The sequence below is a fragment of the Rufibacter ruber genome (assembly GCF_001647275.1).
Lineage (GTDB): Bacteria > Bacteroidota > Bacteroidia > Cytophagales > Hymenobacteraceae > Nibribacter > Nibribacter ruber_C.
Genome location: NZ_LRMM01000011.1, coordinates 56,673 through 77,936, shown reverse-complemented (window position 1 = coordinate 77,936; position 21,264 = coordinate 56,673). Strand labels below are relative to the sequence as shown.

The following is a 21,264-nucleotide window of genomic DNA, read 5'->3' as shown; positions in this document are numbered from 1 at the left end:
TACTTAGAACTTATTACTTAGAGTAAAGCTCGACAATCAGCTGCTCCTGAATTTTCTCAGGGATCTGATCACGCTGTGGATTTGAGATGAATTTACCAGCCATTTGGCTACCATCCCACTCCAACCAAGTGAATTGACGAGCATTACGACCAGCTAAACTGGTAGTAATAGCTTCTAATGATTTAGATTTCTCACGCACACTCACCACATCGCCAGGGCGAAGGGTATAGGAGGCGATATTTACAACGCCACCATTTACTTGAATGTGATTGTGATTTACTAATTGACGGGCGGCACGTCTGGTAGGAGCAATACCTAAACGATACACCGTGTTGTCTAGTCTTGCTTCCAATAAAGCCAGTAAGTTCTCACCAGTGATACCTGTTTTACGGGCAGCTTTGTCAAACAAATTAGCGAACTGACGCTCTAATACACCATAGATGTATTTAGCCTTCTGCTTTTCCATTAACTGGATTGCATATTCAGATTGCTTTTTTCTACGACCACGGCCATGTTGGCCAGGACCATACGCTTTCTTAGCTAGCGCTTTGCTTGGTCCAAAAATTGGTTCATTGTATCTTCTAGAGATTTTACTCTTAGGGCCTGTATATCTTGCCATTTCTAATACTAAATAAGATCCTTAAACTCTTCTGCGCTTTGGAGGGCGGCAACCGTTGTGTGGAAGTGGCGTTACATCCTTGATAGAGGTAATTTCAATTCCAACATTTTGCATAGTCCGGATAGCTGACTCACGTCCAGCTCCTGGGCCTTTTACAAACACTTCAGCCTTTCTCAAGCCAGCCTCATAAGCTACTTTACCGCAGTCTGCGGCAGCCATCTGAGCTGCATAAGGAGTATTTTTCTTAGACCCTTTAAAACCCATTTTACCAGCAGAAGCCCAAGAGATAACTTGGCCGTTGATGTTGGTAACAGAGATAATAATATTGTTAAAAGAAGCTTTGATGTGTACCTGACCAACAGGCTCCACCACAACCACGCGCTTCTTGGCTTTATCTTTTCTTTTCTGAGCCATTGTCGTTTAATTATTTAGATGCCTTCTTCTTGTTTGCAACAGTCTTACGCTTACCTTTTCTGGTTCTAGAGTTATTTTTGGTTCTCTGACCTCTAACTGGTAAACCTTTTCTGTGACGTAAACCGCGGTAGCTACCAATGTCCATCAGACGCTTGATGTGTAGCTGAACCTCAGAACGAAGAACACCTTCTACTTTGTGCTCAGAAGCAATTACATTACGAATTTCTCCGGCTTCTTCCTCCGTCCAATCCTTTACTTTCTTGTCAAGATCCACCCCAGCCTTCACCAAAATAGACTGTGACAACTTACGGCCAATGCCGTAGATGTACGTCAAAGCGATTTCGCCTCTTTTGTTATCTGGAATATCAACTCCTGCTATTCTAGCCATGTTTTAAAAATTAACCTTGTCTTTGTTTATAACGTGGATTTTTCTTGTTGATCACGTAAAGCTTGCCTTTACGTCTGATCACTTTGCAGTCTTCACTGCGTTTCTTAACTGACGCTTTTACTTTCATCTGTTTATTTGTAACGGTAAACTATTCTGCCTTTACTAAGGTCGTAAGGAGACATTTCTAATTTCACTCTGTCTCCAGGAAGAATCTTGATGTAGTGCATCCGCATTTTCCCAGAAATATGAGCGATAACTTGATGGCCATTTTCTAATTCAACCCGGAACATTGCATTGGATAGTGCCTCAATGATGGTACCGTCTTGTTCGATGGAAGACTGTTTAGCCATGTATTAATTCAGTGCGTTATCTATGTAATCAAAAGTAGTTAAAATCTCTGCTTTGCCTTTTCTCACCACCACTGTATGTTCAAAATGCGCAGATGGTTTTTTATCTCTGGTTCTAATGGTCCAGCCATCTTCTTCTTGAACAACATGTCTAGAACCTAAATTCACCATAGGTTCAATGGCAAGTACTAAGCCTTCCTGAAGCTTCATCCCCTGGCCTCTTTTGCCATAGTTAGGAACCTCAGGGCTCTCATGAAGGTTCCGGCCCAAGCCATGTCCTACTAATTCCCGGACAACACCATAGCCAAATTGTTCCACATGAGATTGAACAGCATACCCTATGTCACCAATTCTGGCTCCGGCAACTGCCCATTCTATACCTTTATATAAAGACTCCTTGGTATGAAGGAGCAAATCTCTTACTTCAGGACTTACTTCCCCTACAGCATGGGTGTAAGCGCTGTCACTATGGAAGCCTTGAAAAAAAACTCCGCAATCTATAGATACTACATCTCCAGATTGCAGAGAATAATTACCCGGGATACCATGTACTACTGCAGAATTTAAGCTAATACAAAGACTATGCTTAAACCCATTGTAACCTTTGAAGGAAGGAGAGCCTCCATTGTCTCTTATGAACTCTTCGGCAACGGCATCTAACTTCAAGGTTGTAACACCCTCAACAACATGCCTGGCGATTTCACCATGCACCCTGCTGAGGATGTTAGCACTTTGTTTAATAAGCTCGATTTCTTCTTCGGTCTTATATATTATCATTCCTTAAGAAGCTACCGGTATGTTTTTTGACCTACCTCTAAGTTGACCTGATTTCATCATGCCGTCATAATGACGCATTAACAGGTAACTTTCGATCTGATTCAAAGTATCAAGAACAACTCCAACCAAGATGATAAGTGAGGTACCACCAAAGAATGCAGCAAATTCTCGGGTAATCCCGAACAGCATAGCAATAGAAGGAAGAATAGCAATAATAGCTAAGAATAATGCACCTGGGAACGTAATACGAGTAAGAACTTCATCAATGTATTCAGAAGTAGCCAACCCGGGTTTAACTCCCGGAACAAAGCCCCCACCTCTTTTCAAATCATCAGCTATCTGATTAGGATTAACACTGATAGCAGTATAAAAGAAGGTGAAAACAATAATTAAAACTGCAAAAGAGAGGTTATACTGCCAAGAGGTATAATCTGAAAAGACATTACCTATTTCATTTGCCAAATCACTTTCATTTCTCCAGAATGAGGCAATCATGCCCGGAAGGAACATTAAAGATTGAGCAAAGATAATAGGCATTACACCAGCAGCATTAACTTTCAAAGGGATAAACTGTCTCTGACCAGCCTGTAGAGAAGCGCTCCCACCTACTTGTTTTGCATATTGCACTGGAATTCTTCTGATAGCCTGGGTTAGCATTACTACACCCATGACTACGAAGAAAAGAACTAGCAACTCGATAATAAAGATAAGTGCTCGTCCTAAACCTAATGCGAGGGCTTCACCCACTAATGCGCCAGGGAGCCTAGAAACAATACCTATCATGATTAACATGGAGATACCATTTCCAATACCTTTATCTGTAATCTTCTCCCCTAACCACATACAGAACATAGTGCCTGCCGTTAAGATGATCATGGAAGAAATAGTGAAGAGAGGACCAGCAACAGACGGATCTATTGCATCTGCATTGATGGTTGCCAGAAAACCAACTGATTGAGCAAGAGTAATAGCAATAGTCAATACCCTTGTGTATTGGTTGATTTTCTTACGACCAGACTCACCCTCCTTCTGCAATTTCTGAAAATAAGGAACTGCAATGGTTAGAAGCTGTAAAACGATGGAAGCAGAAATATAAGGCATGATACCCAATGCAAAAATGGAAGCATTGCTAAATGCTCCACCTAAAAAGGCATCTAATAAACCTAAAATCCCCTGGGCACCACCTTTCAATTGATTGGGATCAATTCCAGGAAGTACCACATAGGAACCTAATCTGAAAATTGCGATGAATCCTAAAGTATTTAGGATTCGTACTCGCAAATCTTCAATCGCAAAAATATTCTTAATCGTAGTAATCAGCTTCTTCATCTGTTACAGAGTCACAACCTTGCCGCCTGCTTTTTCAATTGCTTCAACTGCAGTTTGTGAAAACGCATGCGCGTGAACCTCAATAGCAGTTGTTAATTCGCCTCTTCCTAAAACTTTGATGTTATCATTCTTTGAAGCCAATCCGTTCTCACGTAAAACAGCAAAGTCAATAACAGAAGCACCAGATTTAGATGCCAGGCTCTGAAGAACATCAAGGTTTACTGCAGTGTATTCAACCCGGTTAATATTTTTAAAACCGAATTTAGGTACACGGCGTACTAATGGCATCTGACCACCTTCAAAACCAGCTTTAGATGAATATCCTGAGCGTGATTTAGCTCCTTTATGACCACGGGTGGAGGTTCCTCCTCTACCAGAACCGGTACCACGACCAATTCTCTTCCGGTTCTTAGTTGAACCTTCAGCAGGCTTTAAATTACTTAAGTTCATTTTAGACCTCCTTAATCGATACTAAATGTTGTACTCGGTTAATCATCCCCGCAATCTGAGGAGTCATTTCTTTCGTGACAGTTTTATTGATCTTACCAAGACCTAAAGCTTTCATGGTGAGCTTTTGTCTCTCCGGACGATCAATAATACTTTTTATCTGAGTGATTTCTACACTTGCCATAATTACCCGTTGAATACACGTTGAAGACTAATTCCACGCTGCTGAGCAACCACCAATGGATCACGCATTTTAGAAAGAGCATCAAAGGTAGCTTTAACCACGTTGTGAGGGTTAGATGATCCTTTTGACTTAGCCAAAACATCTTTGATTCCAGCACTTTCAAAAACTGCACGCATTGCACCACCAGCAATTACACCGGTACCGGCAGCAGCTGGCTTGATCAATACAAAACCACCGGAGAATTTACCCTCCATCTGGTGAGGCACAGTGTGTTTGAACAAAGGAACACGTACTAAGTTTTTCTTAGCATCATCAATACCCTTTGCAATAGCATCTGTCACTTCGTTTGCTTTTCCTAAGCCGTACCCCACAACGCCATTACCATCACCTACAACCACAATGGCAGAAAAGCTGAATCTTCTACCACCTTTTACCACTTTGGCTACACGGTTAATGGCTACCACACGCTCTTTCAGCTCTATGTCGCTCGCCTTAACGTTTTTGATATTTAATTTAGACATGTTCTTAGAATTTAAGACCCGCTTCACGAGCCCCTTCTGCTAATGATTTAACTCTGCCATGGTATAAGTATCCACCTCTGTCAAAAACTACTTCGGTGATACCTTTTTCCAAAGCTTTAGCTGCAATATCACGACCTACTGAAGTAGAAGACTCGCTTTTATTTGAAGCTGTTGCTCCTTCAATAGCAGCAGATGAAGAACTTGCTAATGTTATACCTTGCACATCATCAATCAGCTGAGCATAAATAAATTTATTGCTTCTGAAGACAGACAGACGTGGACGCTGAGCTGTTCCCGACACCTTGTTACGGATGCTACGACGGATTCTCAGTCTTCTTTTTGCTTTATCGAATGCCATTTTCTTACTTATTTAGAAGCAGTTTTACCAGCTTTTCTTCTAACAACCTCACCCACGAAACGAATACCTTTGCCTTTATAAGGCTCAACTTTACGTAATGAGCGGATTTTAGCAGCAACTTGTCCTATCAACTGCTTATCTATACCTTCTAAGGTAATAACAGGAGCTTTACCTTTTTCTGTCACCGCAGTGGCAGAAATTTCTTCAGGAAGAGCTACATAGATATTGTGAGAGTACCCTAAAGCAAGCTCAAGGTTCTGTCCTTGAGTTGTAGCCTTATAACCCACACCTACCAGCTCCAAAGACAACTTATAACCAGTGCTAACTCCAACCACCATGTTGTTGATAATTGCACGGTAAAGACCATGAAGGGCTTTATGTCTTTTTTGTTCTGTTGGGCGAGAAACAGTTAATACTCCATCCTCTATTGCAACTTGTATGTCAGTATCAACTTGAGAAGAAAGTGTTCCTTTAGGACCTTTCACTGTTACCAAGTTCTCCTGGTTTACCGTCACCTCAACACCTTGTGGGAGAGTGATGGGCAGTTTTCCTATCCGTGACATTTCTACTTAAATTAATACACGTAACATAACACTTCACCACCTACATTAAGACCTTTGGCCTCTTTGTCAGTGATAACACCCTTTGAGGTGCTTAAGATGGCTACACCATAGCCATTCAATACACGTGGCATCTCATCAAAATGCACGTACTTACGGAGTCCCGGCTTACTAACTCTTTCAAGTTTCACGATAGCAGACTGCTTTGTAGCTGGATCATACTTCAAAGCTATTTTAATGGTGCCTTGAACTGAGCTATCATCGAACTTGTAACTTTGGATATAACCTTTCTCGTAGAGAACCTTGGTTAATTCCTTTTTTATTTTGCTAGCCGGAATTTCAACTACACGGTGATTTGCCTTGATGGCATTCCGTAGTCTAGTTAAATAATCTGCTATCGGATCTGAATGCATTAGACTATATTTTTAGATTCCGCTCTTTTTAAGGAGCCGCAAAGATACTAATGTTTTCCTAACTATAATAATGGTAGGAGTAATAATTACCAACTAGCCTTCGTTACCCCAGGAATCTTGCCGGCAGAAGCCATCTCTCTAAATGTAACGCGAGAGATGCCAAACTTTCTCATATAGCCTCTTGGTCTGCCGGTTAATTTGCATCTGTTGTGCAACCGAACAGGAGAAGCGTCTTTGGGCAATTTATCTAGAGCTTCATAATCGCCAGCAGCTTTTAATTGAGCTCTTTTAGCTGCATATTTAGCAACCAATTTTTGTCTTTTAAGCTCTCTTGCTTTCGCTGATTCTTTAGCCATTTTGTTATTTCTTTAAGTTAGCGAACGGTAAACCAAAAGCTTTCAACAATTCAAGGCTCTCCTCATCTGTTGTAGCTGTAGTCACAAAAGTGATGTCCATACCAGCAATTGATTTGATTTTATCAATGCTGATCTCAGGGAAGATGATTTGTTCTTTTACCCCAAGAGTATAGTTACCACGTCCATCAAAACCTTTGTCGCTGATACCTTTGAAGTCACGTACACGTGGAAGCGCAATGGTCACCAAACGATCTAAGAACTCATACATCTTCTCTCCGCGCAATGTAACGCGGGCACCAATGGGCATACCCTCTCTCAACTTAAAGTTAGAGATAGAGTTCTTGGCTTTGGTTTGTACCGCCTTCTGACCTGCAATGATGGTTAATTCATCAACTCCAATATCAACCAGCTTTTTATCAGCAACAGCATTACCAATACCTCTGTTAATACTGATTTTGGTGATTTTGGGAACTTGCATTATGCTCTTGTATTGAAATTTCTCTTTCAATGCAGGCGTAATTTCTTTTGTATATTTCTCTTTAAGTCTAGCCGCCATCTTAGATTAAGTTTCCAGTTTTTTTGGAATAACGTTGTAGCTTACCATCATTGTTAAGCTTCTTACCTGATCTAGTTGCTACATTAGTAGAAGGCTCTACTAACATTACATTACTGGCATGGATAGGAGCTTCCAATTTAACGATACCACCGCTAGGATTTTTAGCGCTGGGCTTTTGGTGCTTAGATACCAGGTTAAGTCCTTCTACAACCACCTTCTGCTTATCAGTTAAAACAGAGGTCACTGTTCCAGTTTTACCTTTATCATCACCCGCGATCACTTTAACAGTGTCACCTTTCTTCACATGAAGTTTATGCTTTGACATCTTGTTTTCTCTTCTCGTGTTTATAATACTTCAGGAGCCAAAGAAACAATTTTCATAAACTGTCTTTCGCGTAATTCACGGGCAACAGGCCCAAAGATGCGCGTACCACGTGGCTCATCGTTGTTGTTCAATAACACCGCAGCATTATCATCAAAACGAATATATGATCCATCTTTACGACGAACCTCTTTCTTAGTGCGAACGATCACAGCTTTGTGAACAGTTCCCTTTTTTACGTTTCCTGAGGAAAGAGCAGATTTTACGGTAACAACAATTTTATCACCAACAGAGGCATATTTTTTTCCTGTACCACCCAATACCCGGATGCACAGAACCTCTTTTGCTCCGCTGTTATCAGCAACAGTAAGTCTTGATTCTTGTTGTATCATATTATTTAGCTCTTTCTACAATTTCAATTAAGCGCCAGCATTTGTTCTTGCTCATTGGCCGAGTTTCCATAATGCGAACAGTATCACCAATACCGCACTCATTATTCTCATCATGAGCCATAAACTTTTTGGACTTAGAAACAAATTTCCCATAGATTGGGTGTTTCATTTTGCTTTCAACCATAACAGTGATGGATTTATCCATCTTGTTACTTACCACGCGTCCAGTTTTTTCTTTTCTTAGATTTCTCGTCTCCATGGTTTCAAATATTAGCCATTGAGCTCTAAAGACCTCAACTGCGTCTCTAGCCTGGCGATGGTTTTTCTTGTATGCTTAATTCTGGAAGGATTCTCAAGCGGAGAAATAGCATGGGCGAACTTTAGGTTCACTAAATTGTTTCTCTCTGTGTTGAGTTGCTCTTTCACTTCATTAAGTGAAAGAGCTTTGATTTCTGACTGCTTCATGACTATTTCTCAACGTAATCTCTACGTACAACAAATTTTGTTCTAACTGGTAGCTTTTGAGCAGCCAGTCGTAAAGACTCTTGAGCTACTTCTAGCGACACTCCGTCAGATTCAAACATAATAGTACCTGGTTTCACTACGGCTACCCAGTACTCAGGAGATCCTTTACCCTTACCCATACGAACCTCTGCAGGCTTTTTTGTGATAGGCTTATCAGGGAAAATACGAATCCAAACTTGACCTTCCCGTTTCATAGCACGTGTCATTGCAATACGAGCTGCTTCAATCTGACGGCTGGTGATCCAAGAGGCTTCTAATGATTTGATGGCGAAAGACCCAAAGGAGATAGTACTCCCTCTGTGCGCAAGACCGTGAACGCGGCCTTTTTGCATCTTTCTATATTTAGTCCGTTTTGGCTGTAACATTTCAATTAATACCTAAAGGTTTAACAACTACTTGCGCTTGCCTCCGCGCTTTTGGTTGGCATCAGCTGGACGCTTGCGGCTGTCTCTACGGTCGCCACGGTCGTTACCTCTTTCACCTCTTTCGTTACGAGGAGCTGAAGAAGAACCACCACTCTGCTGACCAGCATTAGGAGATAAATCACGCTTACCGAAAACTTCTCCTTTGAAGATCCACACTTTGATACCTAGCTTACCATAAACAGTTTGTGCTTCTGATAAAGCATAGTCTATATCAGCTCTTAGGGTATGTAAAGGAGTACGACCTTCTTTGTAATGCTCAGTACGTGCCATCTCAGCCCCACCTAAACGGCCTGAAACCTGGATTTTAATACCTTCAGCACCCACTCTGATCGCAGAAGCAATGGCTTGTTTCATAGCTCTCCTAAAAGAGATACGCGCTTGTAATTGCTGAGCTACTGATTCACCTACCAATTTAGCATCCAGTTCCGGACGCTTAATTTCAAATATGTTAATCTGAACATCTTTGCTAGTGATCTTCTTTAGCTCTTCTTTTATCTTATCAACCTCTTGACCACCTTTACCAATCACCACACCTGGGCGGGCAGTATTGATAGTAATAGTGATTCTTTTAAGAGTTCTCTCAATAATGATTTTTGAAATACCTCCTTTTGGGATACGGGCTAGAATGTATTTACGGATCTTTTCGTCTTCAATCAGCTTGTCAGCGAAATCCTTCCCTCCGAACCAATTAGAGTCCCAGCCTTTAACAATACCTAGTCTTAGGCCTACTGGATTAACTTTTTGTCCCATTTTAACTATTTGGCTTCGTTAGAGGTAGATGTTTCAACTGGCTCCGCTTCCACTTTAGAATCAATCACAAGGGTTACGTGGTTAGATCTTTTTCTGATTCTGTGACCACGCCCCTGAGGAGCAGGCCGCAAACGCTTCAGCATCTTTCCTTCATCTACTCTAATCTCTTTAATATACAGATTAGCATCTTCAATGCGGGCATCTTCATTAGCTGCTTGCCAGTTTGATAAAGCAGACAAAAGAAGTTTCTCCAATTTAGGAGCGCCGGCATTCGCTTCAAATTTCAATAAACCTAATGCGCGGGTAACACTTTTACCGCGAATCAAGTTCGCTACCAATCTCATCTTACGTGGTGAGCTAGGTACATTATTTAATTTAGCAACCGCTTCCATTATCTTTTACCTTTATCTTTCTTAGCAATGTGGCCTCTGAAGTTTCTGGTAGGTGCAAATTCACCTAACTTATGGCCTACCATGTTCTCCGTTACATACACTGGAATGAATTTATTCCCATTGTGCACTGCAAAGGTATGACCAACAAAATCTGGAGAAATCATAGAACGACGTGACCATGTTTTGATCACTGCTTTCTTTCCAGACTCATCCATTGTCTGCACTTTTCTATCGAGCCTGTAGTCAATATAAGGCCCTTTTTTTAATGATCTTGCCATTAGTTATTTTTTCCTTCTATTAACAATCAGGTTCTCAGAAAATTTATTTTTATTCCTAGTCTTCTGACCTTTAGCGTAAAGACCTTTACGTGATCTTGGGTGACCTCCAGATGACTTACCTTCACCACCTCCCATTGGGTGATCTACAGGGTTCATGGCTACACCTCTCACTCTTGGTCTAATACCCATCCATCTGCTACGTCCTGCTTTTCCAAGCTTCACGTTCATATGGTCAGCGTTTGATACAGTACCAACTGTAGCCATACAGTTTACAAGTACCATTCTCATTTCACCGGAAGGTAATTTTAAGGTTGCATAGCGGCCTTCACGAGCAACTAGCTGCGCATAAGAGCCAGCACTTCTTGCTAATACAGCTCCTTGTCCGGGTGCCAGTTCAATATTATGAACTATAGTACCTAAAGGAATATCAGAAAGAGGTAAAGCGTTTCCAACCTCAGGTGCTACTCCTGGTCCTGACACCACGGTTGCATCTACAGCCAAGCCTGCTGGTGCAATGATATAGGCTTTCTCACCATCTGCATAGTACAACAGTGCAATACGTGCTGTTCTATTGGGATCGTATTCAATCGCCTTTACAGTTGCAGGAACGCCGTATTTAGATCTTTTAAAGTCAATGATACGGAATCTCTTTTTATGACCGCCACCAATGTAGCGCATGGTCATTTTACCTGCGTTGTTGCGTCCACCAGATTTTTTCTTGGATGCCAACAAAGATTTCTCCGGCTCGCTCTTCGTAATTTCTGTGAAGGCCGGCGCTATTCTAAATCTTTGACCTGGTGTTGTTGGTCTTAGTTTCTTTAATGCCATTCTAGTTATTGCTTATATACCGCTATAGAAATCGATTACTTCCCCTTCTTTCAAAGTAACAATCGCCTTCTTAGAGGATGCTGTACGTCCGGTTACAACGCCAGATTTGGTATTGCGGGACTTAAGTTTTCCTTGGGTTCTCATAGTAGAAATTTTCTCTACTGTAACTCCGTATCTGGATTGGATCGCTTTCTTGATCTCAATCTTATTTGCTTTTCTATCAACTTCAAAAGCATATTTACCTACTTCATTCAAAGCGGTAAGCTTTTCAGTCAATAATGGTCTTTTTAAGATACTCATTATTTATTCGCGTAAATTTCTTCAAACACAGAAAGAGATTCCTCTAAACAAACTACCTTATCAGCATTCAACAAATCATATGTTGTTAAAGCACCAGGAGTAGCTACTTTTACTTTAGGAAGGTTTCTGCTAGACAGAACCACATTTGTATTCGCTTCTTTGGTTACAACCAATGTCTTTCTTTCTCCAACCTTTAAGCTTTGAAGAATATTAGCGAAGCTTTTAGTTTTAGGGGTATCAATGGTGATGTTATCTACTAACACCAGACGCTCATCTTTTGCCAAAGTAGAAAGTGCAGAAAGTCTTGCTAACGCTTTCAACTTCTTATTTAACTTGAAGCTGTAGTTTCTTGGTCTTGGCCCAAAAATACGACCTCCCCCAACAAATACTGGTGACTTTAAAGAACCTGCTCTAGCGCCACCGGTACCTTTTTGGCGTTTGATCTTTTTAGTAGAGCCTGCAACTTCATTGCGCTCTTTAGATTTATGTGTTCCCTGGCGCTGGTTTGCTAAGTATTGTTTAACATCCAGATACATCGCGTGCTCATTTGGCTCAATACCGAACACCGACTCCGGAAGGGCTACTTTCCTTCCAGTATCTTCACCTTTACTATTGAAAACTGATAGCTCCATCTTATTTCTCAACTACAATAAATGAATTTTTAGCGCCCGGGATAGAACCGCTCACTACTAAAACGTTTTGCTCTGGCAAAATGCGCAGTACGCGCAAGTTCTGAACTTTAACACGGTCACCGCCCATTCTTCCAGCCATACGCATTCCCTTGAATACTCTGGATGGCCATGAACATGCTCCAATTGAACCAGGGTGCCTTGCTCTGTTGTGCTGACCGTGAGTCTGGCCGCCAACACCACCAAAGTTATAGCGTTTTACTACCCCTTGGAAGCCTTTCCCTTTTGAAGTACCCACAACATCCACAAACTCTCCTTCTTCAAAAAGAGCAACGTTAACTTCATCACCTAATGAGTAGGAGGCTACATCATCTAGTCTAAACTCCACTAATTTTTTCTTAGCGGTGGTGTTTGCTTTGGCAAAGTGTCCAGCTAGCGCTTTGCTAGTTCTTTTAACCTTCTTCTCTCCGTACCCAAGCTGAACAGCTGTATAGCCATCTGTTTCTTGTGTTTTAACCTGAGTTACTACACATGGTCCTGCTTGAATCAAAGTACAGGCCACGCTCTTCCCTTCAGGTGTGAAGAGGCTTGTCATTCCGATTTTCTTACCGATAATTCCAGGCATTCTACTTTTTATTTAAACAATTTATACTTAAACCCACTAGGGTTCTTTTCGGGAGTGCAAAGTTCTATATTTAATTTTTATTTTACAAGCTATCCTAAATTATTTGTTTTCAGGCAGTAAGGTTTTCTTTTGGAATTTCACTTTGATATATGATTCATAACTAAATCTTTATACAAAAACTGCTTTCCTGTGCAGCTCGTGTGCTATAACACTTCTTTAAAATGTAATCTTAATGCATCATAACATTTTGCTTTTTCTTTTATTTAATATTTACTAATCACTAAATACCAATGATATCTTGTAATGTCTTGAAAATTGGAGACTACAATAAAAAAGGGAGAGGTAACCCTCTCCCTTTTTTTACCCAGTATGTCTTATCAAACTTTGATTTCAACATCAACGCCGCTTGGTAATTCAAGCTTCATCAAAGCATCTACCGTTTTAGAAGAAGTAGAGTAAATATCTACTAGTCTTTTATAGGTACAAAGTTGGAACTGCTCTCTTGCTTTCTTGTTCACGTGCGGTGAACGAAGAACAGTGAAGATATCTTTCTCGGTAGGCAAAGGAATAGGACCACTCACGATCGCACCAGTTGCTTTTACCGCTTTCACGATTTTCTCTGATGATTTATCAACCAGATTGTGATCGTAAGATTTCAGTTTGATTCTGATCTTTTGATTCATTCTATTTCAACTATTTCGAAGTCCCTTTAATTTTTGCAATGATCCCATCTGCCAGGTTTTGTGGTACTTGCTCGTAGTGAGAGAAAGTAAGGGAAGCAGTTGCTCTTCCTGAAGTGATGGTACGTAAATCAGTTACATAACCGAACAGTTCAGACAAAGGAACATCAGCTTTCACCACAGTTGAAGTACCTTTGGTATCCATTCCTTTCATGATACCTCTTCTTCTGTTCAAGTCACCGGTAACTGGACCTGTGTACTCATCTGGAGTCACCACATCTACCGCCATGATTGGCTCAAGAAGTTTAGGAGCACATTGCTTACCTGCTTCTTTAAAACCAGCACGGGCTGCTAATTCAAACGACAATGCATCGGAGTCAACATCGTGGAAAGAACCGTGGAACAAGCGAACTTTCATGGAATCTACTGGGAAACCAGCAAGGATACCATTTTTCATTGCTTCTTCAAATCCTTTCTGCACAGGAGGAATGAATTCTCTTGGGATCACACCACCAACAATGGCGTTCTCAAACTCAAGACCTTGTTTTCCGTCCTCACGTGGGCCCATGGTGAACACAATGTCCGCGAATTTACCACGACCACCGGACTGCTTCTTGTACACCTCACGGTGCTCAACTGCTTTGGTGATGGTTTCTTTGTACGCAACCTGTGGTGCCCCTTGGTTCAGTTCAACCTTGAATTCCCGCTTCATACGGTCAATGATGATCTCCAGGTGAAGCTCGCCCATACCTCTCAGGATAGTTTGGCCGGTCTCTTCATCGGTGTTCACCTGCAAGGTTGGATCTTCTTCAATAAGTTTGGCAATTGCCATACCCATTTTATCAGAGTCAGCCTGCGTTTTAGGCTCAATAGCGTAACCGATTACTGGCTCAGGGAAGTCCATAGACTCCAGAACGATTTTCGCATTCTGATCGCAAAGGGTATCTCCTGTCTTGATGTCCTTGAAGCCTACTACCGCCCCGATGTCACCAGCAGCCAATCTTTCGATTTGGTTCTGCTTGTTGGCGTGCATCTGGAAGATACGGGAAATACGCTCTTTGTTGTTAGAACGGGTATTGTACACATACGAACCAGACTCCAACACTCCTGAATAGGCACGCACAAAGCAAAGGCGTCCTACATAAGGGTCGGTAGCGATTTTGAAGGCAAGGCCGGCAAAAGGATCGCTTTCGCTTGGCTTACGCACTACTTCTTCGCCGGTATCTGGGTTGGTACCAACAATGTTGTCCTTGTCCAGAGGTGATGGAATCAAAGCCATCACATAGTCAAGCATGGTTTGTACACCTTTGTTCTTGAAAGAAGAACCGCAAAGCATAGGCACAATGGCCATATCAATAGTTGCTTTACGAAGCGCGTTCATGATTTCTGCTTCAGTGATCGTTTCAGGATCATCAAAGTATTTCTCCATCAGAGACTCATCGTAGTCTGCTACTGCTTCCAGTAACTTCTCGCGGTACTCTGTGGCTTCCTCCAACATATCGTCAGGAATTGGAACTTCTCTAAAGGTCATCCCTTTGTCGTGCTCATTCCACTCTATACCTCTGAAGTTCACCAAGTCAACCACACCCTTGAAGTCATCTTCAGCACCAATTGGCAACTGAAGCGCTACGGCATTGCTGCCCAGCATCTCTTTCACTTGCTTACATACGGCAAGGAAATCGGCACCGGAACGGTCCATTTTGTTTACGAAACCGATACGGGCTACTTTGTAGTTATCGGCAAGTCTCCAGTTTGTCTCAGACTGTGGCTCAACACCATCTACTGCACTAAACAAGAAAACCAGACCATCCAATACGCGCAGGGAACGGTTTACCTCTACGGTAAAGTCAACGTGACCTGGAGTATCAATGATGTTGATATGGTATTTGTCACCTCTGTAGTCCCAGTTTACAGTAGTAGCGGCAGAAGTAATGGTGATACCTCTTTCCTGCTCCTGCTCCATCCAGTCCATGGTGGCAGCTCCATCGTGCACCTCTCCTATTTTGTGGCTTACACCAGCATAGTAAAGGATACGCTCTGTCGTTGTGGTCTTACCGGCATCAATGTGCGCGGCAATCCCTATGTTTCTTGTGAATTTTAAGTCTCTAGCCATTCTTAGAATCTGAAATGCGAGAATGCCTTGTTAGCTTCCGCCATTCTGTGCGTATCATCTTTTTTCTTCACAGCAGCACCCTCTCCTTTGGCAGCTGCGATGATCTCACCAGCTAATTTATCCATCATGGTCTTCTCACCTCTCTTGCGAGCGTATGAGATCATCCATTTGATACCAAGAGAAATCTTTCTGTCCGGACGCACCTCAGTTGGCACCTGGAAAGTTGCACCACCTACACGGCGGGATTTTACCTCTACACCTGGCATGATGTTGTTCAATGCTTTTTTCCAGGTATCTAACCCGCTCTCTTTAGTTCTTTTCTCAACTAAATCGCAAGCATCGTAAAAAATCTTGTATGCCACACTCTTTTTACCGTCTACCATCAGGTAGTTTACAAAACGGGTAACCAGAGTTTCTTTGTATTTTGGATCAGGAAGAAGAATTCTCTTCTTTGGTTTCGCTTTTCTCATTGTCTTAACTCAATTATTTTTTCTTACCGCCTTTTCCTGCAGCAGCTGCTGGCTGACCTGGTTTAGGACGTTTTGCACCGTATTTAGAACGGGACTGTAGACGACCGTTTACACCGGCAGTATCTAACGCACCACGAATGATGTGGTATCTTACACCTGGTAAGTCTTTCACACGACCACCTCTGATAAGCACGATGGAGTGCTCTTGCAGGTTGTGGCCTTCACCCGGGATATAGGCATTGACTTCTTTGCCGTTTGTCAAACGCACACGAGCCACTTTTCTCATCGCTGAGTTTGGCTTCTTAGGTGTGGTTGTGTAAACGCGTGTGCACACCCCACGTCTCTGCGGGCATGAGTCAAGAGCTGGAGACTTAGACTTTGATGTTAGCGCTTCTCTTCCCTTTCTTACTAATTGTTGTATAGTAGGCATTTACTAACTTTTTAAACTGATTTCTCTCTTCAAAAAATGGTTTGCAAAGGTATAAAAATCACTTTGCAAAATCAAAGTTTTAATTCATTAATTATTAGCGGCTTATGCTTCGCCAATTGTTCCACCAAAATTTAGAGGAAAGCTTGGGGCCTCAGGCGTTTGCTTAATCACTCCAAAACTTTGCTCATATTTCAGAATGTTTTCCTCCAAAGCAGCCAAAAAACGCTTGGCATGCTCTGGAGTAATCACCACTCTTGATTTAACTTTTGCCTTTGGGATACCGGGCATAAGCCGGATAAAGTCAATCACAAATTCACTGTGAGAATGTGCTATCATGGCCAGATTTGCATACTCGCCCTCAGCAATCTCTTCAGTCAACTCTATGTTGATTTGTCCTTGTTGTTCTGCTGCTGCCATTTTATCTCTCTTGCAGTTCGCCTTGCTTTGTTCTTACCCCGGACTGTCTGCTGGCTGAAAGAGCTTCATACTCTTCTTTGGAGCCTACAATCAATTTGGTGTATTCACGTAAGCCCGTTCCGGCAGGAATTAGGTGACCAACAATTACGTTTTCTTTCAAGCCCAGCAGTTCATCTGCTTTACCTTTAATGGCCGCTTCACTTAACACTTTGGTAGTTTCCTGGAAGGAAGCTGCCGAAATAAAGCTTTGCGTACCCAGTGAGGCTTGAGTAATACCTTGTAACGTTGGTCTTGAGACTGCTGGCTGCGCATCACGCACGGTCACTAATCGCAAGTCCCGACGCTTCAGGCTTGAGTTCTCATCCCGCAGACGGCGAGCCGTCACAATCATACCTGGTTTCATGGCAGCTGAGTCACCTGCATCTTCCACTACTTTCATATCTATGATCATGTCATTCTCTTCCATGAACGTAACTTTATCAACCGTCTGGTTCTCCAGGAAGCTGGTATCTCCTGGATCAATTACGTTCACCTTCTGCATCATCTGACGAACCACCACTTCAATGTGTTTGTCATTGATTTTCACCCCTTGCAAGCGGTATACTTCCTGAATTTCATTCACTAAGTACTCTTGCACCGCACCAGGGCCTTGAATGTTCAGGATGTCATTAGGCGTGATGGCACCATCTGATAACGGAACACCGGCACGTACGAAGTCATTATCCTGAACCAGGATGTGTTTGGAAAGAGGTACCATGTACTTCTTCTTCACTCCATCTTTTGATTCAATATAGATTTCGCGGTTACCGCGTTTCACACCACCATACGTTACCACCCCATCTATCTCGCTCACAACTGCTGGGTTAGACGGGTTACGGGCTTCAAAGAGCTCGGTAACTCGTGGCAGACCACCAGTGATATCGCGTGTTTTACCAATTGCACGTGGGATCTTAGCAACAATCTGGCCCGCTTTGATGCGCTGACCATCTTCTACTGTGATATGCGCCCCAACCGGGATATTATACCCTTTAGGCTCTCCACTGGCAGGGTTAACAACTATAGCAGGGTTCTTAGTTTTATCTTTGGTCTCAATGATTACTTTCTCACGGTGACCTGTCTGCTCATCTGATTCCTCACGGAATGTGATGCCATCAATGATAGAGTCATACGCAATGGTACCATCAAATTCAGATAAGATAACCGCATTGTATGGATCCCAGTTACATAGCTCATCACCTTTGGCAACGGTTTGTCCCTCATCTACCACTAAGAATGAACCGTAAGGAACGTGGTTGCTGATCAATAACTTACCTGTACCGGCCTCTGTAATTTTCACTTCCCCTGAACGACCCATTACTACTTTCACAGGTTCACCTTCAGCATTGGTGGTATCAATGGTTCTTACGTCTTCAAACTCGATTACCCCATTGAATTTAGCACGGATAGCAGCATCAACGGCAATGTTAGACGCAGTACCACCCACGTGGAAGGTACGGAGTGTCAGCTGTGTACCCGGCTCTCCAATTGATTGGGCAGCGATCACACCAACGGCCTCTCCTTTCTGAACCATGCGGCCAGTAGACAAGTTACGGCCATAGCATTTGGCACAAATACCACGCTTGGTCTCACAGGTTAGTACTGAACGAATTTCAACACTTTCAATAGCCGTATTTTCAATCATTCTGGCAACCTCTTCTGTGATTTCGCCTCCTGACTCCAGAATCATCTCTCCTGTGAGAGGATCAATGATATCATGCACATTCACACGACCCAAGATACGCTCAGAAAGAGACTCAACGATATCTTCATTGTCTTTCAGTGCACTCACTTCCAGGCCGCGAAGGGTACCGCAGTCAGCTTCATTCACAATTACATCTTGTGACACGTCTACCAAACGACGGGTTAGATAACCAGCATCTGCCGTTTTCAAGGCGGTATCTGCAAGACCTTTACGGGCACCGTGGGTAGAGATAAAGTACTCAATTACATCCAGACCTTCTTTAAAGTTGGAAAGAATTGGGTTTTCAATGATCTCTCCTACTGAACCCTGCAATGATTTCTGAGGCTTCGCCATCAGACCCCGCATACCTCCCAGCTGACGAATCTGCTCTCTGGAACCACGGGCTCCGGAGTGCATCATCATAAAGATGGAGTTGAAACCTTGGTCATCTTTCTCAAGACGGTTCATCAACGTTTCAGTAATCTGGTTGTTGATACGCGTCCAGATATCAATCACCTGGTTGTAACGTTCGTTATCTGTGATCAGACCCATTGAGTAGTTCGCCCATACAGCGTCTACATCTTTTTTAGCCTGCTCCACCAGAATATCTTTTTCTTTAGGGATCACAATGTCACCCAAGCCCATTGACAGACCGCCTTTGTAAGCAGACTGGAATCCAAGGGTTTTAATATCATCCAGGAATTGAGCAGTTCTCGCCATACCTGTTACTTTGAACACGCGGGAGATAATCTGCTGCAATTTCTTCTTAGACAAGAGTTCGTCTACGTACCCAACTTCTTCTGGCACGAATTGGTTGAATAGCACACGGCCAGCTACTGTTTCAATGAGTTTAGTAACCAATTGGTTATTCTCATCCAGTACTTTCACACGCACTTTGATAAAGGCATGCTTAGACAAGCGACCTTCATTGATGGCGATGATTACTTCTTCAGCACTGTAGAAAGACATACCTTCGCCGGCAATCTTCTCATTTTCTGTAGAGCGCTTACCTTTGGTTACATAATACAGACCCAACACCATGTCCTGAGAAGGTACTGCAATTGGGGCACCGTTGGCAGGGTTCAAAATGTTATGTGAAGCCAGCATCAACATAGAGGCTTCCAGAATTGCGGCCGGTCCAAGGGGAACGTGTACCGCCATCTGGTCACCGTCAAAGTCGGCGTTGAAGGCTGTGGTTACCAATGGGTGCAGCTGAATCGCTTTTCCTTCAATCAGCTTTGGCTGGAAGGCCTGGATACCTAATCGGTGAAGCGTAGGAGCACGGTTCAGCAGTACTGGGTGTCCCTTCAATACATTTTCCAGGATATCCCAAACTACCGGATCTTTACGATCAACTATTTTCTTCGCAGACTTCACCGTTTTCACAATACCGCGCTCAATAAGCTTACGGATGATGAACGGCTTGAAAAGCTCAGCGGCCATATTCTTAGGCAAACCACACTCGTGTAGTTTCAATTCTGGACCAACCACAATCACCGAACGGCCAGAGTAGTCCACACGCTTTCCAAGTAAGTTCTGACGGAAACGTCCCTGCTTACCCTTCAGCATATCTGAAAGTGACTTCAGCGCACGGTTACCTTCTGCACGAACCGCATTCACCTTACGTGAGTTGTCAAACAAGGAGTCTACGGCTTCCTGCAACATACGCTTCTCATTCCGGAGGATCACCTCTGGTGCTTTGATCTCAATCAAACGCTTCAGACGGTTGTTCCGGATAATCACACGGCGGTACAGGTCATTTAAGTCAGAAGTAGCGAAACGGCCACCATCCAATGGAACTAGAGGGCGCAATTCTGGCGGAATAACTGGCACCATCCTGATCACCATCCACTCAGGTTTGTTCTCAATTCTGGTAGCCGCATCGCGGAACGCCTCTACCACCCGTAGGCGCTTCAGTGCTTCTGCTTTCCGCTGCTGAGAAGTCTCATGAGCAGCAGAGTAACGTAGCTCGTAAGAAAGGTCATCCAGATTGATGCGTTCCAGCAACATTTGCAGCGCCTCAGCCCCCATCTTCGCGATGAACTTGTTTGGATCGTTGTTGTCCAACATTTGGTTCTCGCGTGGCAACTTGTCAATCATGTCCAGGTACTCATCTTCAGTGAGGAAGTCCAGCATGTTTACACTGTCTTCGCCCAAGATACCTGGCTGAATCACTACATAGCGCTCATAATAGATAATCTGGTCAAGCTTCTTGGTTGGTAAACCTAACAGATATCCAATTTTATTTGGCAATGACTTGAAATACCAGATATGCGCTACCGGTACCACCAACTCAATATGCCCCATGCGCTCACGGCGCACTTTTTTCTCAGTTACTTCAACACCGCAACGGTCACAGATAATCCCTTTGTACCTGATTCTCTTATATTTCCCGCAGTGGCACTCCCAATCCTTCACTGGCCCGAAAATCCGCTCACAGAACAAACCGCCCATTTCTGGCTTGTAGGTTCTGTAGTTGATGGTTTCCGGTTTTGTTACCTCTCCGTTTGATCTCTCCAGAATTGATTCTGGAGAAGCCAAGCTGATGGTAACTTTAGAGAAGTCCTGGATTAATTTTTTATTTCTTGCTAACGCCATGTTATGTGTTGCTAGATATGTAAAATTCCTTTTTACTAAGCAGCTCTCCTAACGCAGATGAGGGAGATTCCAGACAAAGGCGTTTTTGGCCTCTTTTTCTG

At 42.9% G+C, this 21,264-nt stretch carries 33 protein-coding genes; all 33 read right to left on the bottom strand.

The window, feature by feature from the left end:
• Positions 1-13: 13 nt before the first annotated feature.
• The 33 genes from rpsD to rpoC all read right to left on the bottom strand — a co-directional run bounded on the left by rpsD (position 14) and on the right by rpoC (position 21,163).
• Positions 14-619, bottom strand: a complete 606-nt coding sequence (gene rpsD / locus A8O25_RS06610; protein WP_066832397.1) for a 30S ribosomal protein S4 — start codon at positions 617-619, stop codon at positions 14-16.
• A gap of 21 nt (positions 620-640) precedes the next feature.
• Entirely contained in the window at positions 641-1,033 is a 393-nt protein-coding gene (rpsK, locus tag A8O25_RS06605; protein ID WP_066832394.1) for a 30S ribosomal protein S11, read from the bottom strand.
• Positions 1,034-1,043: 10 nt separating this feature from the next.
• Positions 1,044-1,421, bottom strand: coding sequence for a 30S ribosomal protein S13 (rpsM, locus tag A8O25_RS06600; protein WP_066832391.1), 378 nt, complete (start codon positions 1,419-1,421; stop codon positions 1,044-1,046).
• A gap of 10 nt (positions 1,422-1,431) precedes the next feature.
• Positions 1,432-1,548, bottom strand: coding sequence for a type B 50S ribosomal protein L36 (gene ykgO, locus A8O25_RS22425; protein ID WP_071885446.1), 117 nt, complete (start codon positions 1,546-1,548; stop codon positions 1,432-1,434).
• Positions 1,549-1,552: 4 nt separating this feature from the next.
• A complete protein-coding gene (gene infA / locus A8O25_RS06595; RefSeq protein WP_048919321.1) occupies positions 1,553-1,771 on the bottom strand; it encodes a translation initiation factor IF-1 in 219 nt (72 codons plus the stop codon).
• 3 nt (positions 1,772-1,774) lie between these two features.
• Complete coding sequence (map, locus tag A8O25_RS06590) at positions 1,775-2,545, bottom strand: type I methionyl aminopeptidase (protein ID WP_066832388.1); 771 nt, start codon at positions 2,543-2,545, stop codon at positions 1,775-1,777.
• A 3-nt stretch (positions 2,546-2,548) separates the two neighbouring features.
• Complete coding sequence (gene secY / locus A8O25_RS06585) at positions 2,549-3,874, bottom strand: preprotein translocase subunit SecY (protein WP_066832385.1); 1,326 nt, start codon at positions 3,872-3,874, stop codon at positions 2,549-2,551.
• Between the two features lie 3 nt (positions 3,875-3,877).
• Positions 3,878-4,324: a 50S ribosomal protein L15 gene (gene rplO / locus A8O25_RS06580; RefSeq protein ID WP_066832382.1), complete on the bottom strand. Its 447-nt coding sequence runs from the start codon at positions 4,322-4,324 to the stop codon at positions 3,878-3,880.
• Position 4,325: 1 nt separating this feature from the next.
• Positions 4,326-4,505, bottom strand: a complete 180-nt coding sequence (rpmD, locus tag A8O25_RS06575) for a 50S ribosomal protein L30 (protein ID WP_066832378.1) — start codon at positions 4,503-4,505, stop codon at positions 4,326-4,328.
• A 2-nt stretch (positions 4,506-4,507) separates the two neighbouring features.
• Entirely contained in the window at positions 4,508-5,026 is a 519-nt protein-coding gene (gene rpsE, locus A8O25_RS06570) for a 30S ribosomal protein S5 (protein ID WP_066832375.1), read from the bottom strand.
• Between the two features lie 4 nt (positions 5,027-5,030).
• Positions 5,031-5,384, bottom strand: a complete 354-nt coding sequence (gene rplR / locus A8O25_RS06565; protein WP_066832372.1) for a 50S ribosomal protein L18 — start codon at positions 5,382-5,384, stop codon at positions 5,031-5,033.
• An 8-nt stretch (positions 5,385-5,392) separates the two neighbouring features.
• The gene (gene rplF, locus A8O25_RS06560; protein ID WP_066832369.1) at positions 5,393-5,947 is read right to left on the bottom strand and encodes a 50S ribosomal protein L6; all 555 of its coding nucleotides are present in this window, start codon (positions 5,945-5,947) and stop codon (positions 5,393-5,395) included.
• Between the two features lie 11 nt (positions 5,948-5,958).
• A complete protein-coding gene (gene rpsH / locus A8O25_RS06555) occupies positions 5,959-6,357 on the bottom strand; it encodes a 30S ribosomal protein S8 (protein WP_066832366.1) in 399 nt (132 codons plus the stop codon).
• An 86-nt stretch (positions 6,358-6,443) separates the two neighbouring features.
• On the bottom strand, positions 6,444-6,713 hold the full coding sequence (gene rpsN, locus A8O25_RS06550) for a 30S ribosomal protein S14 (RefSeq protein WP_048919312.1): 270 nt from the start codon (positions 6,711-6,713) through the stop codon (positions 6,444-6,446).
• Between the two features lie 4 nt (positions 6,714-6,717).
• Positions 6,718-7,269, bottom strand: coding sequence for a 50S ribosomal protein L5 (gene rplE, locus A8O25_RS06545; protein WP_066832362.1), 552 nt, complete (start codon positions 7,267-7,269; stop codon positions 6,718-6,720).
• Position 7,270: 1 nt separating this feature from the next.
• Positions 7,271-7,594 (bottom strand): 50S ribosomal protein L24, encoded by a 324-nt coding sequence (rplX, locus tag A8O25_RS06540; RefSeq protein WP_066832360.1) that lies wholly within the window; start codon positions 7,592-7,594, stop codon positions 7,271-7,273.
• 20 nt (positions 7,595-7,614) lie between these two features.
• On the bottom strand, positions 7,615-7,983 hold the full coding sequence (gene rplN, locus A8O25_RS06535; RefSeq protein WP_066832356.1) for a 50S ribosomal protein L14: 369 nt from the start codon (positions 7,981-7,983) through the stop codon (positions 7,615-7,617).
• A 1-nt stretch (position 7,984) separates the two neighbouring features.
• Complete coding sequence (rpsQ, locus tag A8O25_RS06530) at positions 7,985-8,242, bottom strand: 30S ribosomal protein S17 (RefSeq protein ID WP_066832353.1); 258 nt, start codon at positions 8,240-8,242, stop codon at positions 7,985-7,987.
• Between the two features lie 11 nt (positions 8,243-8,253).
• A complete protein-coding gene (gene rpmC / locus A8O25_RS06525; RefSeq protein ID WP_066832351.1) occupies positions 8,254-8,448 on the bottom strand; it encodes a 50S ribosomal protein L29 in 195 nt (64 codons plus the stop codon).
• Between the two features lie 2 nt (positions 8,449-8,450).
• Positions 8,451-8,873, bottom strand: coding sequence for a 50S ribosomal protein L16 (rplP, locus tag A8O25_RS06520; protein WP_066617994.1), 423 nt, complete (start codon positions 8,871-8,873; stop codon positions 8,451-8,453).
• A gap of 27 nt (positions 8,874-8,900) precedes the next feature.
• Positions 8,901-9,683, bottom strand: a complete 783-nt coding sequence (rpsC, locus tag A8O25_RS06515; RefSeq protein ID WP_066832349.1) for a 30S ribosomal protein S3 — start codon at positions 9,681-9,683, stop codon at positions 8,901-8,903.
• 5 nt (positions 9,684-9,688) lie between these two features.
• On the bottom strand, positions 9,689-10,075 hold the full coding sequence (gene rplV, locus A8O25_RS06510) for a 50S ribosomal protein L22 (RefSeq protein ID WP_066832347.1): 387 nt from the start codon (positions 10,073-10,075) through the stop codon (positions 9,689-9,691).
• Complete coding sequence (rpsS, locus tag A8O25_RS06505; RefSeq protein WP_048919303.1) at positions 10,075-10,353, bottom strand: 30S ribosomal protein S19; 279 nt, start codon at positions 10,351-10,353, stop codon at positions 10,075-10,077. The genes rplV and rpsS overlap by 1 nt, the downstream gene beginning before the upstream one ends.
• A 3-nt stretch (positions 10,354-10,356) precedes the next feature.
• Positions 10,357-11,181, bottom strand: coding sequence for a 50S ribosomal protein L2 (gene rplB, locus A8O25_RS06500; protein ID WP_066832344.1), 825 nt, complete (start codon positions 11,179-11,181; stop codon positions 10,357-10,359).
• A 12-nt stretch (positions 11,182-11,193) separates the two neighbouring features.
• The gene (gene rplW / locus A8O25_RS06495) at positions 11,194-11,481 is read right to left on the bottom strand and encodes a 50S ribosomal protein L23 (RefSeq protein WP_048919301.1); all 288 of its coding nucleotides are present in this window, start codon (positions 11,479-11,481) and stop codon (positions 11,194-11,196) included.
• A complete protein-coding gene (gene rplD / locus A8O25_RS06490; protein WP_066832341.1) occupies positions 11,481-12,113 on the bottom strand; it encodes a 50S ribosomal protein L4 in 633 nt (210 codons plus the stop codon). Before rplD ends, rplW begins: the two co-directional genes overlap by 1 nt.
• A gap of 1 nt (position 12,114) precedes the next feature.
• Complete coding sequence (gene rplC, locus A8O25_RS06485; protein ID WP_066832339.1) at positions 12,115-12,735, bottom strand: 50S ribosomal protein L3; 621 nt, start codon at positions 12,733-12,735, stop codon at positions 12,115-12,117.
• A 377-nt stretch (positions 12,736-13,112) separates the two neighbouring features.
• On the bottom strand, positions 13,113-13,418 hold the full coding sequence (gene rpsJ / locus A8O25_RS06480) for a 30S ribosomal protein S10 (protein WP_048919298.1): 306 nt from the start codon (positions 13,416-13,418) through the stop codon (positions 13,113-13,115).
• Between the two features lie 10 nt (positions 13,419-13,428).
• Positions 13,429-15,528 (bottom strand): elongation factor G, encoded by a 2,100-nt coding sequence (gene fusA, locus A8O25_RS06475; RefSeq protein ID WP_066832336.1) that lies wholly within the window; start codon positions 15,526-15,528, stop codon positions 13,429-13,431.
• Between the two features lie 2 nt (positions 15,529-15,530).
• Positions 15,531-15,998 (bottom strand): 30S ribosomal protein S7, encoded by a 468-nt coding sequence (rpsG, locus tag A8O25_RS06470; RefSeq protein ID WP_066832334.1) that lies wholly within the window; start codon positions 15,996-15,998, stop codon positions 15,531-15,533.
• A 13-nt stretch (positions 15,999-16,011) separates the two neighbouring features.
• Complete coding sequence (rpsL, locus tag A8O25_RS06465) at positions 16,012-16,428, bottom strand: 30S ribosomal protein S12 (protein WP_048919295.1); 417 nt, start codon at positions 16,426-16,428, stop codon at positions 16,012-16,014.
• A 102-nt stretch (positions 16,429-16,530) separates the two neighbouring features.
• Positions 16,531-16,845, bottom strand: a complete 315-nt coding sequence (locus A8O25_RS06460) for a DUF3467 domain-containing protein (protein WP_066832331.1) — start codon at positions 16,843-16,845, stop codon at positions 16,531-16,533.
• Position 16,846: 1 nt separating this feature from the next.
• A complete protein-coding gene (gene rpoC, locus A8O25_RS06455; RefSeq protein WP_066832328.1) occupies positions 16,847-21,163 on the bottom strand; it encodes a DNA-directed RNA polymerase subunit beta' in 4,317 nt (1,438 codons plus the stop codon).
• Positions 21,164-21,264: the final 101 nt, after the last annotated feature.